This is a genomic window from Paenibacillus planticolens, assembly GCF_013141725.1.
Lineage (GTDB): Bacteria > Bacillota > Bacilli > Paenibacillales > NBRC-103111 > Paenibacillus_E > Paenibacillus_E planticolens.
This window is the reverse complement of the sequence record NZ_WHNZ01000026.1, coordinates 174,436-193,320: the sequence shown is the minus strand read 5'-3', so window position 1 is coordinate 193,320 and position 18,885 is coordinate 174,436. Positions and strand designations below refer to the sequence as shown.

The following is an 18,885-nucleotide window of genomic DNA, read 5'->3' as shown; positions in this document are numbered from 1 at the left end:
AAAAGACAACCTCCCGCAATAGCAGGAAATTGTCTTTTTCCGAACATTAACTCCCTATACAACTATCTTCATAATCCAGCAGTCTCACTTGCTGCTTATTGCAGAATCTCCCTTGCTACTTGGGAAAGATCTTCGATGTCGACTTTACCGTCACCGTTGATATCCGCAATTTTATACAGATCCCAATCCGGACTTGCCGATGTTTGACCGTAAGCCGCTGCAACAATAGCCAAATCCCCAATGCTGATCTTGCCATCTCCGTTGGTATCGGCCGAAGCACGGGAGACTACCGAGGCATTAAAGGCTTGAATAGCAGCATTCAATCCGCTTACAGCTTGATCGACATCCGTTTGCGTTGCTGCTGCGTTCGTGAACACGCTGTTCGCCTTATCGATAGCTGTCTGGAATATCGCTTTGGAACCCGCTTGGTATTGACCAGGCTTGCTGCCCTCGACGGCAGCGTCATGCGTACCTTGCGCGCTGGTAATCAAAGCACCTAGCGCCGCTTTATCGATGACGCCTATTTGTACACTATGCGAAGCGCCATTCAGGCTCGTTTCAACCCCATGTTCATCTGCAACGAGCACATTCGAAAGTTGAACAGTAGTGCTGCCTGGCGAATTCGCCAACGCTTTAAAGGTCAATTTCAGCCAATCGTTCTGGGCAGCATGATCGCTTCCCAAATTAGCCGTAATCAGGCGAACTTGCCCGCTTGTCGCCACTTTATCGACAATAACAAAACCGTCTCGAAGGGAACTGGCCCCAACGAATTCAACCTGTGCCGGGTCATATTTCACCGTAATATCTTGCGCATACACGTTCTGATCCACATGCTCGATCCCATAGGTTAAATCAAAATTTTGTCCGGCTGTCACCTTATTTGCGCCCCGCAGAACCGTCGTCGTCTCCTCAACAACGGATACTTTGGCCGTTACATTGCCATAAGCCGTCTTGCCTGTGACGGTAAACCCGCCAACACCCAAATAATCATTCGGGTTCACCGCATTCCAAGTCACAGGAACAGGAACAATACTGCCATCGCTCATCGTCAGCATGTTCACCTTGGCGGGCAAGGCAGGCGCTTTGGTCTTATTGGTGGTCACATACACATTTCCTTCGAGTACGTTCTTCGCAAAGGTCTTATTATAGACATCAATGGAAGCATACGGCTCGTAATAGTTGCTCATACCAGACACAGCCGCAAACATCGGCCGGTAGTTCTGAGGCTCCCATACCAACACGCCCCTCGACTTGTTGTTAATGACATCGTTGGAGGCTGTAATAACCGCTTTCATAAAATCAGCTTGCCCTTGAACCGTACAAGGAATGGTAGAGTCTCCCAAGCCATTCGGACAGCCGGAAGTCGGATAAGCCGTTTCCGCAATGTTCACATCATATTGCGGGTACGTCGTCGTATACGTGTGGAGATCTTCTTCCAGATTGGCGATCGTACCATGCCAGTCGGAGTAATAGGACATAGCCAATGTATTCACATCGGCGCCTTTGGCCTTGATGCGCGTGAGCAATTGATTCCAGAATTCCATCGTCTTAGGCAGCATATTCATCGGATCTGGATCTTTATTCACCGTCGTGTGCAGCTCCACTTTAATTGCTGGGGATACTTCACGCACCGCTTTTACGCCGGCGGCAACTAACGAACTCAGGCGATCCCATGAATCATTGTACTTTTGCTGTTCGACAGGGTCGGAGGATCTCCAATATTTCCATAGGATGGCGCCCCCTGGTTGGGACCAGTAGGTCAGCTTGCCTGTAGCGCTGGCCGCATAGGCAGGAGTCGTCGGTACAGGGCTCATCTCCGCCTGCTCGCTGCCCCACATAAAGCCATTAATAATTTCGTTGCCGATCGCGACGACGTCAGGAGTGGTGCCTTGATCCACTAACTGTTTGGTGTAGGTGTAGGTATAATCATGAACAGCTGTTACCAATTCATTGAAAGGTAACGTAGCCCATGCTTTTGGCTTAGGTTGATGCTGTGGATCGGCCCAAGAGTCGGCATAATGAAAGTCAATTCCGAGCTCGAGATTTCGAGCTTTGATTTGCTTGGCAACAGCCGCAGATCGGGTGGGACTTATGTAGTCCGGGCTGGACAAATTGCCGGTGCTCTCGCTTCTCGGTTCATTCCAAATGCGCAGGCGAACGAATTTCATGCCACGATCCTTGACCAGATCGAAGACATTCGGGCCTGGTCCTTTGTCAGCATCCTTAGGGTTCAAATAATAATTCCTGCTGCTGTATTGATCCGCATAGGACATATCAGCGCCGAGGATGGTGTCGTCGCGCAGATAGTTAAACGCTTTCATTTCTTTGATGCCCATTCGTGCGCCATCGCTTGCCCCCGTGAGGGTAATGCGCAGATAGCGTGTGCCTTTTTGATTAAACAAATCGGTAAAGCCTTCGGATACGACGGTGTTGTTGGTTCGATCCGCAAGGACGTACCAGTTCGTTCCATCGGCCGATCCTTCTATTTTATACTTATATACCGCATTATTGTCGGCAAAAACCACTTCTGTCTTACGCACATTATCATAAGAGCCGCCAAGGTCCAACTTCAGCCAATGACCCGCTTCATTATCGTCCGCCACCCATGCCGTATTCATATTCTCATCGGTAGCGAGTTTAGATGTAGCATTGCCGCTGTCGGACGATGGCGTCACCCAGAATTTTTTTGCGATATTGCTTTCAATTGGTGTAATCTCAGCTGTTCCGTTCATCGCAGAGGCGCCTACCGGCAGCATCCCCGCAATCGTGCTTAGAACCATTCCCGTACACAGTAATTTACGCATCTTTTTCACTTGCTTACCTCCCACGAATACTATTGACATTTACGTATCATCTCGGGGTGTGATTGCAATGATTGCGATTCTCATCTGTAGATTCTTCGGGGTTCCAGGGATGGGAGCCGATTGAACGTTTGCCTTGCAGATTCACCTCTTTCTGACGGGATATTCAATGCCGCTTCCAACATCTCCTTTGTTCATTATCGTAACAATAGAATGAAATAACAATTGAATATCCTCATCATTTCTATGAATTTTCGCTAGTCTTGCCTCTATTGACAGCCATGTGGGCTCAAATCAAATTCAATATGTGACTTCGCCTACCACTCAGCGATACTGCCATCTTTATGCCGCCAAACGGGATTCTGCCATTGATGCCCGATGGCCGCCATTTTCCTGACGTGCGCTTCGTTCACTTCAATTCCTAGACCAGGCCCTTGAGGGATTTGGACGAATCCATCCTTGTAGGCGAATACAGATCCATCCACGATATAATCCAGCAGATCACTGCCTTGATTATAGTGAATGCCCAGACTTTGTTCCTGAATGAACGCGTTATGCGCTGTTGCGTCCACCTGCAGGCAGGCCGCCAACGCAATGGGTCCAAGCGGACAATGCGGTGCTAGCGCAACATCGTATGCTTCCGCCATGGAAGCTATTTTCTTACACTCCGTAATGCCCCCAGCATGCGAAAGATCAGGCTGGATAATATCCACATACCCGTCCGCCAGCAGCGACTTGAAATCCCAACGGGAGAACATTCTCTCGCCCGTTGCGATCGGTATGGACGTATGCCGGGCAATTTCGCGTAATGCCTCATTATTTTCAGCTAGGACGGGTTCCTCGATAAACATCAGTTTGAAAGGTTCTAACTCCTTAGCGAGAATTTTCGCCATCGGTTTATGGACGCGACCATGAAAATCGACGCCAATGCCTACATATTTGCCGACAGATTCACGAATAGCCGCAACACGTTCCAAGACCTGATCGATCTTCTCATACGAATCAATGTATTGAAGTTCCTCTGTCCCATTCATTTTAACGGCAGTGAAGCCTGCATCGACAATCGATTTGGCTGCTTGACCCACATCGCTTGGACGGTCTCCACCGATCCAGGAATAGACACGAATCGAATCCCGGCATGCGCCTCCTAATAATTGATAGACGGGGGCATTATAATATTTGCCTTTGAGATCCCACAACGCCTGATCGATGCCGGCAATCGCGCTCATCAGAATTGGACCCCCGCGATAGAAACCTGCGCGGTACATCGTTTGCCAGTGATCCTCAATACGAAGCGCGTCTTTACCAATCAGATAAGTCATCATTTCATGAACAGCCGTTTCCACCGTAGCTGCCTTGCCTTCGATCACAGGCTCCCCCCAGCCTATCAAGCCTTCATCGGTTTCCAATTTGAGGAATAGCCACCTTGGAGGTACTTTGAATAGTTCATATCCGGTAATTTTCATAAATCATATCTCCTCTCTATGAGCCGCCCTAACGAATTGGGCTGCTTTGTCTGTTAATTGTTCTAAAGAATCGTAATCGATAGCCCACTTGGCAGGGACAAGGGAACCGCCAATCCCGAAGGCAGCAGCGCCAGCATCCGCATAAGCGCGAATATTGTGCAGATCGATGCCGCCTGTTGGCATTAACGGAATTTGCGGCAGAGGTCCCCGCAGGCTCTTGATAAATGACGGAGAAATCGCGTCAGCCGGGAAAATTTTCACAATATCGGCACCATGTTCATAAGCCGTCACGATTTCCGTAGGCGTATAAGCGCCCGGAATACTGACCGCACCATAACGTTTGGTCAAACGTATCGTTTCCACGTTCAAAGACGGCGAGAGGAGGAAAGAGGCCCCAGCGAGCAGCGCTGCCCGCGCCGACTCCGGATCGAGCACGGTCCCAGCCCCAATCGCCATGCTGTCCTCGAATTCGGCGCGCAGCAGACGGATGGCTTCCAGAGCGTCCGGCGTGTTCATCGTGACTTCAATCAGACGAATGCCTCCGGCATACAGCGCCTGGGCTACGGGCAGCATATGCTGCAGTTCCGTTCCCCGTACGATACTAATAATTTTGTGTTCGAGAATGTGTGACAAGATGGACATGCTGTTTCTGCTCCTTCCAGTTGCTGTTATCCTTTGACAGCCCCTTCGGTCAAGCCGGAAATTAATTGCTTTTGAAAAATGAGCACAATGATGATAAGAGGCAGCACGCTGATTACCGAGCCGGCCATAATCAAATGGTAAGGCGTATTGTTGCTGTCCTCCAGCGCTTTCAAAGCGACAGCGAGAGTCATATTTTCTTTGGATCTTAGAATAACAACGGGCCACATAAAGTTATTCCATTGTTTGACAAACAAAATGATGCCCAGCGCCGCAAAAGCGGATCGCAAATTAGGCAAAACTACTTTACGGAACAAGGTGAACTCGGAGCATCCGTCAATGCGCGCTGCTTCCATCATCTCATCAGGAATAGACCTGCAGTACTGGCGCATAAAGAAGATGCCGAACGCATTGGCCAAATCAGGAAGAATAACCCCCCAGAGATTATCGATCAAGTGAAATTTTTTATAAATAACAAATAGCGGAACCATCGTGGCCTCATGGGGAATCATCAGCGAAGCAAGCACGAAAACAAATAACACTTGTTTGCCTCTGAACTGATATTTCGCAAAAGCGAATCCTCCCAAACCGCATAGAAATAGGGTTGCTATCGTAAAAACGCTGGACAGCAGCAGGCTGTTCCAGGCCACTGTACCAAAGCCTCTATTGACAAAAAGCTCGGTGAAATTCCCCCATTGCCATACATGCGGAATCCAGGTCGGCGGATTGGTGAAAATTTCGCTAATGGACTTAACGGATGAACCGAACAGCCACAGCAGCGGAAAGATCATGAGGATAGAGACCAAGACCATCAGAATGAACATGACGATGGCTATCCAACTAGTCTTTCCCGTCTTTGATTTGGGCCTAACCGGCCGGTTCAAGCTGACCGTGCTTTGCAAAGTGATCTCTCCTTTGGTATTATTTTTCATCGAACAAACGCATCTGGATCAAAGAAATGACCATCATCAGAATAAAAAAGCATACCGCTATCGAAGAGGCGTAGCCGAAGTTAAAATTTTGGAAGCTTTCGTTAAACAGCATAAGAACCGGTGTTAATGTCGAGTTAAGCGGACCGCCTTTGGTCAGAATGAACGGCTCTGTAAACAAGGAAAAAGTTCCGATCGTCGACAATACCGTGCAAAAAAGTAAAATCTGCTTTACAAGAGGCACCGTAATCAGGAAAAAGCTTTTTATTTTGGTCGCGCCATCCACATAGGCCGCTTCATACAAGTCCTTGGGAATACTTTGCAGCCCGGTTAACACCAGCAGCATATTGTAGCCGAGCCAACGATACAGCACCATCATCGCGACGGATATCCGTGCCCACCAAGGCGACTCCAGCCAAGGGATCGGTTTACTGGTCCAATTCATGTTCGACAACAGCGTATTGATTAGTCCATCCTGCGTATTAAACAAAAGGACGAATACGAAGGACACGGCAACAACGGATACAAAATTGGGGACGAATAAAGCCATTCTGAAAAAACCTTTGCCTACCATCCAGTTGGCATTAAGCAAACTGGCAAAAATCAATGCCAAGAACAGCATGATCGGCACATAAAGCAGAAAAATAACAACACTGTTCCACAGGGAAAGCCAAAAGGCATGGTCGTTTAGCAGTACCGTATAGTTCTCCAAGCCGATAAAACGTTTTTCCTTGGAACCGTTCCAATCGGTAAAGCTAAGATAGAACGAATAAATAATCGGATACAGAGAAAATAGCAAGAATAGCAGAAAGTAGGGCGAAATGTATAAATAAGGGGCTAAGCGAAGCTGCAGCTTCCAGCCAGGACTTCTCATCGTTGTACCTCCTTAAAGGGTAAAAAGAAAAAAGGAGGCATCGCTCCGATCTACGGCTGCAGAGATGCGCGTTGATCGGGCAGGATGCCGAAAAGTGGTTTACTTCCTTTTTGTTTTTTGGCGAAGCTCGTCAGCCATTGCTTTCAGTGCTTGATCCGTTGGCACATTATTCAAGAAAATTTGCGCCCATACATCCGTCATCCGTTTATTGGCCATCGGGAAGTCCGATGTATAAGCGAGCGGATACGTTTGTTTTAAAGACTCCGCATACACCTGGCGGATAGGCTGGTTGTTAAAATAGGCCGATGGCTCATTAATCGCTTCATTGCTGTAAGCGGTCGATAAAGACGGGAATAGCCCTGCTTTTTTCATCATATTAATTTGCGACGTCTCTTTACCTAACATAAATTCGATGAATTTCCACGCTTCATCCGGATGCTTGGAATTTTTATTGATCGCTAAGTTCGATCCGCCTTGATTGGCGCCTGTATACTTATCGTCTTTGGACCATTTCGGCATCGTTGTTACGGACCATTTGCCTTTATCATCAGGCGCATATTGGCCTTCAATAATCGCATCATGCCAGGAACCGCCTACGACAGAGGCAACTTTGCCTTCTTTGATCGCATTGCCCCAAGGATCGGTATTCGCGCGCGCATCGTAGACGAGGCCTTCCTTCTGCATTTTGACCAAATAATCGGCAATTTCTTTGACTTCCGGTTTTTCCACCGATACATTGCCATCTTTGTCAAAATACCAGAGACCGCGCTGCCACATCATCGACTCAAAGACACGGTTGCTGGAATTCGTTTTGGAGTCGCCGAACATAAGAACACCGGTTTTTTCCTTAATTAGCTTGGCAGCTTGGTAGTAATCATCCCACGTTTGGATCTTCTGAGCGACTTCCTTCGGATCCGTTGGCAGGCCCGCTTTGGCGAAAATATCATTGCGGTAGAACATCACAACAGGACCGCTGTCCCAAGGCATTGCGTACACTTTATTATCTTTGGTCGCATCTTCCCATTTATAAGCGTTCATTTTATCCTTATACGGTTCAACACGCTTGGTAATATCCAAGAGCGAATCGATCTGCACCATCTGCGCCATATTCGTAGATTCCAGACCTACGATATCCGGCACCGCATCTTGCGTATTGGAGGAGATCAGATACTTCTGGTATAAATCCGTGGATTTCATGATCTGATATTCTACTTCAATATTTGGGTTTTCCTTTTGGAACGCTTCCATGTTGGCGTCCAAACCAGCTTTGGCCGATTCCCAGATCCATACCACCAACTTCACTTTCCCGGCAGAACTCGCTGGACTTGCAGCACCGCCAGCCGTATTCGTAGTGGATGAAGAATTGGAACAAGCTGTCCCTACCAAGCTGACGGACAAACAAGTTGCCAATACGAGTGACCAACTTTTTCTTTTCATGAAGAATGCCTCCCTGTATGTTTATAACCTTATGTTAAAATAAATGAAAAGGGTTTCATACCGACGGATGTTTGAAAAAAGTGCAATCTTTATCGAAAACCAAAAAATGCCCGAGTCCCTTCAGAGACAGGTGCATTTTTGTCTGGTATGCTCGTCATTTTGTTTGAAGCCGATACTGGCCCGGCGTCAGGGAAGCGCTCTTTTTAAACCATTTGGAGAAATATTTGGCGTCATTGATGCCCACTTTCTCGGCAATTTCATCAGCTCGAAACGAGGTGCTACGCAGCAGCGCTTTGGCCCTCTCTAATTTTCGGTCGGAGATGAAGGAGATGAGACTGGAACCGGTCGCTTCCTTAAAAATCGTGCTGAAATAACTGCGGCTTACGCCAATTTTGCTGGCAATTTCCGCCGCCCGAAGATCCTGGTGCAGGTGCAGATCAATATAATCGATCGCGTTAAGGATATCTTCCTTATGCGCGTCATTTGCCAGTTCGAGCTCCTGTTCAATATGCCTCAAACGGTGCAAGCGATGTACAGATGACATCCACTGATCGGGGCTCATGATGGGTCCTGCCTGCCGCCAACCGATGGAGCCGTTGTTGATCTTGCTTCGCAGCAGCTCCTCGCTGCAAGCCTGCAGACCTTGACTGCAGCAAATCAGGAAATAGTTCTCTTCCCCGCTTTGCAGCAGCAGCATATCCTGTTGGTCTGTCATGGGAAGGAACAATTCGCTTACTACTTCGGACCGTTTCGAAGGCGAATCCCCTTCTAGAAATATATGGAAAATGTAACCTTCGGAAGTCATCCATTTCCATTCCTTCTCCAACCGCTGCATGAACTGATTTCTGGCTGTCTGTTTCTTGTCAAGAAGCCACCCGGCCAGTTCGCTATGCTCCACGGTAGGCGGGTAGGGAACGGCATCCGCTCTTTTAGCCAACTGCTTGTCAATTTCTTGATGCAGAAGATCCAAACATTGATCGAGCTTCTGTTCATCCAGACTCGTCTTCACGATGTAATCCGTGATACCAATCTGTATCCCTTGTTTGGCATAGTCAAAATCCCTATGGCAGCTCAGAAATAAAATCTTGGTATCCGGCGCTTCCTTTCTCACCTTCTGGGCAAATTCAATACCGCCCATCTCCGGCATCACAATGTCCGTTATGACCACATGCGGCCGGTGTTCTAGAAACTTGTCCCAACCCACACAGCCATTGGGCGCGTCGTCAACGACGATCATCTGATGTTTGGTCCAATCCGTTGTCAAGCGCAGTCCTTTGCGGACCAATTGCTCATCATCGACAATAAGCACTTTAATGTAAGGTTCGTTTATAGTGTTTTCGGCCATTTTAACTTCACCTTTGTTCCTTTATTTCTTTCCGAATGGACAACTAATCCGTAGCGTTCGCCAAAATGATGTTTAAACCGTTCATCCACATTCCTCATTCCCAGACCGCCCTTTTTCCCTGGAATGACTTGACCTGCAGAAATAAATGCCATGTGCTCCGCCCGAATACCGATCCCGTCATCGACAATCTCGGCATGAATATGATTATCTTTAGAAATAATTGTAAATGCGATATGACCTTGACCATCTATAAATCCGTGAAAAAAGATATTCTCAAACAATGGCTGCAGCACCATCCGTGGAACCAGGCATTGCTCAAGCCCCGGTTCAATCTCTAAGGAATACGTAAACACTTCTCCATAGCGATACTGCTGCATCTGCAAATAATGATGAAGAATCTCCAACTCCGCATGCAGTGGCACCAGCACTTGCTTGACGTTAAAGCTGCCTTCCAGCACCACCACCAGATGCTCCAGCATCTTGAGAATGTCTTTCTGGCCGGCAAGCCGAGCCTTCCATTGAATACTGTTCAAGGTATTGAATAATAAATGCGGATTAATTTGATAGTGAAGCGCTTTTAATTCGGCTTCGCTTTTGAGCTTTTCCGTCATGCTGATTTCATCGATTAAATCCCTGATTTGCCCCGTCATCCGATTGAAGGTTTCGCCGAGATAACCAATTTCGTCCGAAGCATAAATCGGCGTCTGAATCGAAAGCTCGCCCTGCCCAAACCTGCGCATAGACTGAGCCATCTTCTTAATCGGCTTTGTAATCTGAAAAGAGAAGAAGCCGGCCATCACGATGCCTAGAACCAAGCTCATTACGGCAATAAATAACGAATATTTCAAGATAATACGGGAAGATTCGAAAAATAAAGAATATGGAATGCTGGCTTCCACGACCCAATTCACTGACTCCAACTGCTTCGACCATACAATGTCGTTCGCGTGCGAGACATTTGATGCTGACGTTTGCATCACGATGCCGCCATCCAAATCGCGAACTTGCAAATGGCTCTTCGTGTCATCTTCAAATGCCTTTAGCAAACTCATGATTGAATCCGCTTTCATGTCGATCAAAATTTTACTTTGCGCAGGCAAGCCGTAATGATCCTTTATGGGGAGAATGAAACTGATCACATCGCCGACAGACGCAGAAGAATAATAGTCCGGATGATGGATGAGAATGCGCTTACCCGGTTGCTGCGCCGCTTGCCGCCAAAAGGTAGAGCCCAGCAGCCGCTCCGTCGCGATTCCATCGTTGCCAATGAATCTTCCCTTCGGCGTTACCACATTCACGCTTAATATAGCGGTATTCTCGAAAGAGGACATGTACCGCTTGAATCCCTTTTCTTCCGTATACTCATTATAAGTTGCAGGCTCATGATCATCAATGACGATCGACGAGGAGATCAAATAGGTTAATATATTGCCTGAAATATTATCCATTTGCTTTAAGCTCGCATCCAGATGAAGCTTGAGCTGGTCAACTGCGTATAGTCCGTAATTGCCGAACTGCTTATTCACAATCTCGGATGACTTATTGGTTGAAAAATAACAGAGCGTAAGCAAGGGCAGGATCGCTACCGTCAAGAAAAAAACAAGCAATTTGGTGTTCACACTCTTCATCAACGGCATAAATTTGGATTTCATTCCTATCAGCCTTCTTCAACGTGGAGTAAGAATAATTATGTAATCCCTCTATTTTATCACATAAACTCTTGTTGAGGGTACAGATCATCGGGGTTATACAAACAAGTGTCCCCTTAGTCAGCAACTTCGGGGACACTTCCATACACATATGATTATTCGTCTTCTTTAAAAATCGGGATGATATGCAGCTCAAACTGGAATTCTCGCTCATCCAATCGATAGGGCTCCAGAAGCTCCGGTCCGCACGAATTTGACCCGACTCCGCTCATTTTGTAGTCCAGATGAACGATCGTTTCTTTCCGTTTCACCAGCTCAACGTCATGCGCAGCCAGCGTTAAGTCTTCAGGGCTATAGTGCGACGCATTGAAGCTGAATTCGCCATCGCTTGTAAAGCGCAAGCCCATCCCCTGCTCATTGGACACAATCGCCCATTCGGTGCCGTATCTGGCTCCGTTCTCTTGCGGCATAATATAATTCTCGAACATATCGTCTACGCGCAGCAGATATTTCCCTTTTCTTACACTTTGGCGTTTATCGATATAGCTTTCATGCGGCCCCAGTCCAAAATATTCCACTTCTTCCGTGCCGTCAGGCATCGTCAACTGCAAGCCAAAGCGGGGAAGGAACGTAAGTCCCTCTCTGACGTTCACGTTCACACGCAGGGAAATTGCCCCTGTACCGTCGATTCTCCAGATCGCTGTGCCACGAAGAAGAGGGATCTTAATATAACCGCCAAGTGAAAAATTAACCGTAATTTCCACATCCGTTGGCGACTGCTTGCTGATCTCCGCCTTGTACACATGCATAACCGTACGATCGTAATTGTCTTCCAGCCACAAGCGTTTGATTTTGCGGTCGTTATCCGTTGGCGCCCGCCAAATATTGAACTTCGGAGGAGCTTGAATCATATTTACGCCATGTTTGGTTATCCGCGTGAATGTACCGTCATGCAGATCAAACACATGGCAGAAATCAAATCCTTCTACAATCAAGCTGTGATCTTGCTGCTGCAGCTCGATCTTGGCATTAGATTCGATCACTGGCCGCTTCTCCATAGCAACCGGCAGTTCGAACTGTTCGAACGTGATCTCGTGACCGGCTGCAGCCCACTGGGTATCCCGGCGCAGCTTGAAGCTTACTGTAAGGAAATACCGGCTTGCTGACGAATCCGGCAGCTTATACGGTATAGTTACGGTTTGTGTCTGATGAGGAGCGGCATTGACCCCGTTCAACTCGCCCTGTTCAATGGTTCGTCCGTCCATCTCCACTTTCCAAGTCATGACAAGATGGGCAAGATCCTGAAAGTCATACAGGTTCGTCACGGCGATGACTCCGTTACGCAGGTCCGCGGCCTCTACCCGAATCGGCGCGATCACTTTTTTGAGTTCCAAGAGACCTGTATGCGGTTTGCGGTCGGGATCTACGAGCCCATCGATACAGAAGTTGCCGTCATTCGGTTGATCACCGAAATCGCCGCCATAAGCAAAGAATGGCGTGCCGTCAGAGGTACGCGTCTTGATGCCATGGTCAGACCATTCCCAGACACAACCGCCCATAAGTTTGGGATATTTATAGATGACATCCCAGTAATCTTTCAGATCGCCTGGCCCGTTCCCCATCGCATGGCTGTATTCGCATAAGAACATCGGCTTGGCGCTGTTTTCGTCACTGGCATAAGCTTCAATATAGGCAGGCGAAGAATACATGCGGCCTTCCACATCGATCACTTCCGTGTCAGCGCTGCCCTTATGCCGAGGATCGACGCCCTCATAATGGACCGGTCTGGAACGGTCTCTGTCCTTCGTCCAGGCCGCCATGGCCATATGGTTCCTGTCATAACCGGACTCGTTGCCCATGGACCACATCACAATGGAAGGATGATTCTTGTCCCTTTCCACCATCCGCTCCGCCCGGTCGACAAAAGCTCGCTGCCAAGCGGGATTCTTGGTCAACATGTGGTAGTCCCCTGCGTGGAACACGCCATGACATTCCAAATCGGCCTCATCGATAACATAGAACCCATATTCGTTACACAGATTCAAAAACCGAGGATCGTTCGGGTAATGAGACGTTCGAACCGTGTTAATGTTATGGTTCTTCATTAAGATTAAATCCTTGATCATATGATTCATCGGAATCGTTTGCCCCAGCTCGGGATGCGAGTCATGGCGGTTGACCCCTTTTAATTTGACCGGCATGCCGTTGATTAAAAACACACCGTCTTTAATCTCTATTTTTCTAAACCCCACTTGAAAAAACAGCACTTCATCACCTGCATAAACGTATAGCTTATACAAATAGGGCTGCTCTGCATTCCACAGTTTAGGCTCGTTTATTTGAAGTTCGATAGTTCCACAACTATCGATGATTGCATTTCCCTCTTGGATGAGTTGGTCTGCGGCATCTTTTAATACAACCCTTGTCGGTAAAGAGCCCGTTGTTGTAATCTCACAGCGAACGGTCGCTTGGCGCATATCTTCCGATAGCTCCTGGCGGTTGAACACGTCCCGAATGTGGCTCTTGCCGCGCGCAAGCAGGTAGACGTCCCTGAAAATTCCGGAAAATCTCCACAGATCCTGGTCCTCCAAATACGTCCCGTCACACCACTTCAACACCATGACCGCCATCCGATTCTTGCCAGCCTTCAGATAAGGTGAGATATCGAACTCTGCTGGAACCCGACTGCCTTGACTATAACCGACGAACGCGCCATTTACCCATAAATACATACAGGAGTTGACGCCTTCGAAGACCATATATGTCTCTTTGTCCGCCCACTGCTCGGAAATTTGGAAGTCCCTCACATACAATCCTGCAGGATTCTCATTCGGCACGTAAGGCGGATCACATGGGAAAGGATAGTTGACATTCGTGTAGTGATTCTGATCATATCCGTTCACCTGCCAGCAGGAGGGCACGATCATATCATCCCAGCCGTTCACATCGGCAGCGGCATGATAGAAACCATCCTGCACCTCTTTCACGCTGCGCACATATTGAAATTTCCAAAGTCCGTTCAACGTCTGATAATACGGGGATTTTCCTCTCCGCTGATGGAAGGCATCTCTCTCGTCCGCATAGGGGATATAATAAGCTCGCGGAGCAACTCTATTGATATGCAGAACATCTAAGTTTTCCCAATACTTCTCAATGTTTATCACTTTCGTCTGACTCCTCGCCGTATGTTTAGTAAACGATTACAACCTACTCTCTAATTTTAGTTGGAATGCGCCTATTTTCGCACAGACATCTGTTTGAAAATAGTGCATTCTTTTACGAAATACGCTATGAGGGCCGATCCAAATGTCCCTTATCGTATTTTTGTTCAATTTATTCGTCATTTTGTTTGTGTCGCATAAATAAAATCCCGCTAGGGACGCTTATCCAATATTGGAAAAAGCAGCTTTTGATTCGTTTTCGTGTAAATGTTCGTTTTCCAGATCACTTCCGAGCCAGTGTCGATCCTTCCTTCGACCTTCTGGCCATTGCTCAATTGAATGGCCGTCTTTAAGCCCACATAGCCCATATTAAAAGGCTTCTGGACGACAATCGCTTGCATGATCTCTTCTTCCAGGAATCCGATTTCCTCCATGGAACTGTCGAAGCCAATAAGCTTTATTTCGCCTGGCTTTTTCAAGTCGCGTACCGCCCTCGCTGCGCCAAGGGCCGAGGGCTCATTTAATCCGACAATGCCTTTCAAATCCGGATGATCCGTCAGGAGCTGCTTCGTAATGTCATACGCCCTATCCGGAGAGCCCTCGCTATAGTAGGTGTCCAGCAGGAGAAAGCCTTTATCCTTTTGCAGCGCTTCGCGCAGGCCGTTTTCTCTTTCAATCGATGTGGAAGATCCTTTAATAAAGTTAATAATGGCCACTAGGCCTTTATCCGGCAGTGACTCGATCAGCGCTTCTCCCGCTTTTTTGCCCGCTTCCACATTATCCGTGGCGATAAGCGACTTAGAAATGCCTCCTTTAAGACCGGAGTCCAAGGTAATTAACGGGATTCCCGCTTTTACAATTTCGTTGGCAATCGGCACGGTGCGCTCATAATCGAGCGCAGCGAGCACAATCGCCTTCGGCTTGCTAGCCATCACTTCACGCAAGAGCCGAATTTGACCATCGACATCTTTTTCCGTATCCGTGCCGACGACTTTGACCTCCGCCCCCATTTCTGCGGCAGCGGCATTGACCCCTTGCTCGACGACCTGCCAAAACTCGATCCGCTTATCCGTCGTCTTGGGGACAAACACGATGGACGGGTTACTTTTACCGGAAACTTTCAAGCCATATATACAAACAAAAATTAACAGAATGACAATTACGACAAAAAATAACCAGCGCTTCATGCCCCCTTCACCTCCAACGCCGAGCTTGGAATCCGCAGTGTTACCGTCGTTCCTTCTTCCGGTTCACTTTCGAAAGATAAGCCATACGCTGCGCCATAAAACAATTGAACGCGGTGATGCACATTCCAAACGCCAAGCCCCTGATCCTTAGAAGGTCCCAACAACGCTTGCACCTTGTCCCTTGTCATCCCCAGGCCGTTATCGCTCACCTTAATTTCAATGACTCCGCCAGCCATCTGGCCGTTAATACGGATATGACCGTGTTCTTCCATTCGCCTTATCCCATGATAGATCGCATTCTCGACCAGCGGCTGCAAAACGATCCTTAGAATCCGGCAGGCATGCAGTTCCGGTTCAACCTCGATCTCATACGAAAATTTATTCGTATAGCGCATCGACTGAACCATGAGATAGTTGGATAAATGCTCCATCTCCATGGATATGGGAACTTCTTGTTCCCCTTTTCCGATGCTGTAGCGCAGCATTTTGGAAAGCGCCATGGTCATATTGACGACTTCTCTCATTTTGTTCGTTTCCGCCATCCAAATAATGGACTCCAGCGTGTTGTACAAAAAGTGCGGATTGATTTGGGATTGCAGCGCTTTGATTTCACTCGTCCGAAGCAGCGCTTCTTCCTGAACGATTTGCTTCATCAAATCTTTTATTTTCACAATCATGACATTAAAGGTTCGTGCTAATTTGCCAATTTCATCGGCTTGCGTAATATCGGCACGGATGTCGAAATCGCCTTGCTCCACCTGCTTCATATGCGCTTCCAGTTTTTTAATCGGCCTGCTGAGCGTAAAAGACAGCACAATGGAAATGCCCAGCGCGATAATCAAACAAATGCTGCCCCACAAAACCGTCGACAGCTGTATTTTCTTCTTGTTGCCAACGAGCTCTTCGGGATAGGTGACACCGACAATTTTCCAACCGAAATTCGTCGTTCGGATCGATAAGATTTTCTTATGCTGATTTTCCTCCAAAGAAAGCTGTCCGTCTTCCGAGGCTAAAATGGCTTCGATAGGTTCACTTTTCAAATTCGTGTGTATGATCTGCTGTTGAGGGTGATAGACGAGGTCTCCTTCGGAATTGACAATGAACACGTAGCCTCTCTTCCCCAATTGAATATGGCTGCAGAGATCATTAATGATATTGTAGTTCAGATCGACGAGCAGTACGCCGGTCTTGTCCCAACGATCATTGCTCCGAAATTGTTGACTCATGGAGATAACCCATGGATATTCGTTGCGATACACATGTTCAACTTCCGAAGAGGAGATATGGATGGAGCCGTTCTTCGCTTTCGAATACCAATCTTGAGCAATTAATTCATCGTAGCTTTTCACCGCGACTTGCTCCCTGTCGGAGATTACGGCACCGTTGGAGCCTACAAACAGAATGGCGCTAATGTCATTTCTGGACTGAACGATGACGCGCAGGGAGTTTTCAATCGCTTCAACCAGTGTTTGGCCCACGGCAGAATGAGGGTCCGACATTGTCAAATACTGCTCAATTTGTCCGTTGTTATATAAAAGGGAGGAAATGCTTTTCATATTGTCGATATACGTCTCGATGGTCGTTCCAACCTGATTAATGAGTTCATTCGTGTACTGCACGGAGTTTTCCGTAACAGAATCCGACGACTGCCGGTACGTGTTATAACTCAAAATAAGCGTAGTGCCGATGATCAAGCAAGAAAATGCGACGGCGATGCTCGTATGAATGCTTTTAAATCTGAAAAACCGCCTCTTAATCAAGAGAGATCCCCTCTCTGCTTAAGGCCCTGTATTCTTTGGGCGTCATCCCATGATGGCGCTTGAAAATAACGCTGAAATATTGCGGATCGCCATATCCCACTTTCGAGGCAATTTCGTAAGCTTTCAAATTCGTCTCTGACAGCAGCTCCTTCGCTTTCGTAAGCCGTATCCGGGTGACAAACTCGATAAAGGACTGGCCTTTCTTTTGTTTGAACAGTCCGCTGAAATAATTCATACTCATATAGACATGCTGGGCAACGTCGCCAAGAGATAAGTTTTCATTGGCATAGTTTTCTAAAATGTACACTTCGGATCGTGTCAACAAAGAGTCCACATCCTGCTCCATTTTCAGAATTACCTGTTCAAACAGCTGCAGACACAACGATTCCAACCACACCTTCACTTCATCCAGTGTTGTATAAGCGCGAACTTGGCCCAAAATATCCGCCGCTTCCATGGCGTCATGACCGGAATCCTCGAATAGTTGAATGATCGAAACCAGGAACCTTTGCACATAAATATAGCAGCGGTCCACGGACGATTGCGAAGCGCGCAGCTCATTGATCCAGTCGCCAAGCAGTTTGGCGAAGAGCTCTTTGTTCCCCGTTTTCAACGCGGCGATCAGCTTGCGTTCCCATTCTGCATGATGCACCTGCAGCTGGCCTTTGCCATGTACGATATCTTCGATGGAGATAATCTTATTCTTGCCGACCAAAAACCGGTAGTCGAGCGCGGACACCGCTTCGGAATACGACTTCGTCAACTCCCCCACCGTCGGATAGGGCCTGCCAATCCCAATAGACACGCGTACCTTCACATACTTTTCTATGCACTGAGCCGCTTGCTCCGCATATTTCTGGACGGCTAATGAAAGAGAGGACAGCTCCCCGGAAAAGATAATGCCGATCTTCTCGTCCTTTGTTCGAAAAACAATGCCGCCTTGCTCAAGCTCAAAAATTTCATGAACGATATTATAAACGGCAAACCGCAGCAATTCGGTTTCCGAGCTGATTTTCGCTTCGAAATGATACAAAAACTCTTCCACATCCAGCGTTAACGCCACATAGTACGGTCCGGAAAGCGATAAATGAAACAGTGCAAATTTATTCCGGATCTCCTCTTTCTTCACTTCACTTGAAACTAACCGTTCCAAGAATTGCTCCCGCAGCAAAGGCAAGCTCATGTTCAATTGGCTTTGCAATCGGGATACATCTTCATTTCTTAAACGCCTTTCATCCAATTCTTTTTTCAAATGATGCAAAATGCCTGTAAATTCTTGATGACTAACGGGTTTCATCACGTAATCGTAAACCTTGAGCTTGACGGCCTGCTTGGCGTATTCGAACTCACCGAACCCGGTCATGATGATGACCGTAATGTCCCGGTAATGATCGGCAACGGCGGCGGCTAGAGCAAGCCCATCCATATGAGGCATCGAAATATCCGTAATAATGACATCAGGCAGCCTGGTCTCGAGGGAATCCCACGCTTCTCGGCCATCGCCGTAGGAGCCGATCAGCTCAAAACCGTGGCTCTCCCAATTCATTTTATTACGAATGCTTTCGCGTACCGCTTCTTCGTCGTCAACAATGATGAGGGTATACATCCTACCACCTCTGAATCAACAAATTCATTTT

The 18,885-nt window shown here is 47.5% G+C and carries 12 protein-coding genes; all 12 read right to left on the bottom strand.

The annotated features are described in order from the left end of the window. Nucleotides 1-95 precede the first annotated feature (95 nt). The 12 genes from GC097_RS14105 to GC097_RS14050 all read right to left on the bottom strand — a co-directional run bounded on the left by GC097_RS14105 (nt 96) and on the right by GC097_RS14050 (nt 18,854). Nucleotides 96-2,804, bottom strand: a complete 2,709-nt coding sequence (locus GC097_RS14105) for a glycosyl hydrolase 53 family protein (RefSeq protein WP_246294242.1) — start codon at nt 2,802-2,804, stop codon at nt 96-98. Between the two features lie 314 nt (nt 2,805-3,118). After that, nucleotides 3,119-4,267 (bottom strand): galactonate dehydratase, encoded by a 1,149-nt coding sequence (gene dgoD / locus GC097_RS14100; RefSeq protein ID WP_171683930.1) that lies wholly within the window; start codon nt 4,265-4,267, stop codon nt 3,119-3,121. Nucleotides 4,268-4,270: 3 nt separating this feature from the next. Then, nucleotides 4,271-4,909, bottom strand: a complete 639-nt coding sequence (locus GC097_RS14095; RefSeq protein WP_171683929.1) for a bifunctional 4-hydroxy-2-oxoglutarate aldolase/2-dehydro-3-deoxy-phosphogluconate aldolase — start codon at nt 4,907-4,909, stop codon at nt 4,271-4,273. A 26-nt stretch (nt 4,910-4,935) separates the two neighbouring features. Next, a complete protein-coding gene (locus tag GC097_RS14090) occupies nt 4,936-5,838 on the bottom strand; it encodes a carbohydrate ABC transporter permease (protein WP_171683928.1) in 903 nt (300 codons plus the stop codon). After that, nucleotides 5,828-6,709, bottom strand: a complete 882-nt coding sequence (locus GC097_RS14085; protein WP_171683927.1) for a carbohydrate ABC transporter permease — start codon at nt 6,707-6,709, stop codon at nt 5,828-5,830. The genes GC097_RS14090 and GC097_RS14085 overlap by 11 nt, the downstream gene beginning before the upstream one ends. A 99-nt stretch (nt 6,710-6,808) precedes the next feature. Next, nucleotides 6,809-8,146 (bottom strand): ABC transporter substrate-binding protein, encoded by a 1,338-nt coding sequence (locus tag GC097_RS14080; RefSeq protein WP_171683926.1) that lies wholly within the window; start codon nt 8,144-8,146, stop codon nt 6,809-6,811. A gap of 154 nt (nt 8,147-8,300) precedes the next feature. Next, complete coding sequence (locus GC097_RS14075; RefSeq protein ID WP_171683925.1) at nt 8,301-9,491, bottom strand: response regulator transcription factor; 1,191 nt, start codon at nt 9,489-9,491, stop codon at nt 8,301-8,303. Further along, on the bottom strand, nt 9,473-11,143 hold the full coding sequence (locus tag GC097_RS14070; protein ID WP_171683924.1) for a sensor histidine kinase: 1,671 nt from the start codon (nt 11,141-11,143) through the stop codon (nt 9,473-9,475). Before GC097_RS14070 ends, GC097_RS14075 begins: the two co-directional genes overlap by 19 nt. A gap of 152 nt (nt 11,144-11,295) precedes the next feature. Continuing rightward, on the bottom strand, nt 11,296-14,304 hold the full coding sequence (locus tag GC097_RS14065) for a glycoside hydrolase family 2 TIM barrel-domain containing protein (RefSeq protein ID WP_171683923.1): 3,009 nt from the start codon (nt 14,302-14,304) through the stop codon (nt 11,296-11,298). Nucleotides 14,305-14,513: 209 nt separating this feature from the next. Further along, nucleotides 14,514-15,488: a substrate-binding domain-containing protein gene (locus GC097_RS14060; RefSeq protein WP_171683922.1), complete on the bottom strand. Its 975-nt coding sequence runs from the start codon at nt 15,486-15,488 to the stop codon at nt 14,514-14,516. Next, nucleotides 15,485-17,248, bottom strand: a complete 1,764-nt coding sequence (locus GC097_RS14055) for a sensor histidine kinase (RefSeq protein ID WP_171683921.1) — start codon at nt 17,246-17,248, stop codon at nt 15,485-15,487. Before GC097_RS14055 ends, GC097_RS14060 begins: the two co-directional genes overlap by 4 nt. Continuing rightward, entirely contained in the window at nt 17,241-18,854 is a 1,614-nt protein-coding gene (locus tag GC097_RS14050) for a response regulator (protein ID WP_171683920.1), read from the bottom strand. Before GC097_RS14050 ends, GC097_RS14055 begins: the two co-directional genes overlap by 8 nt. Between the last annotated feature and the right edge of the window lie 31 nt (nt 18,855-18,885).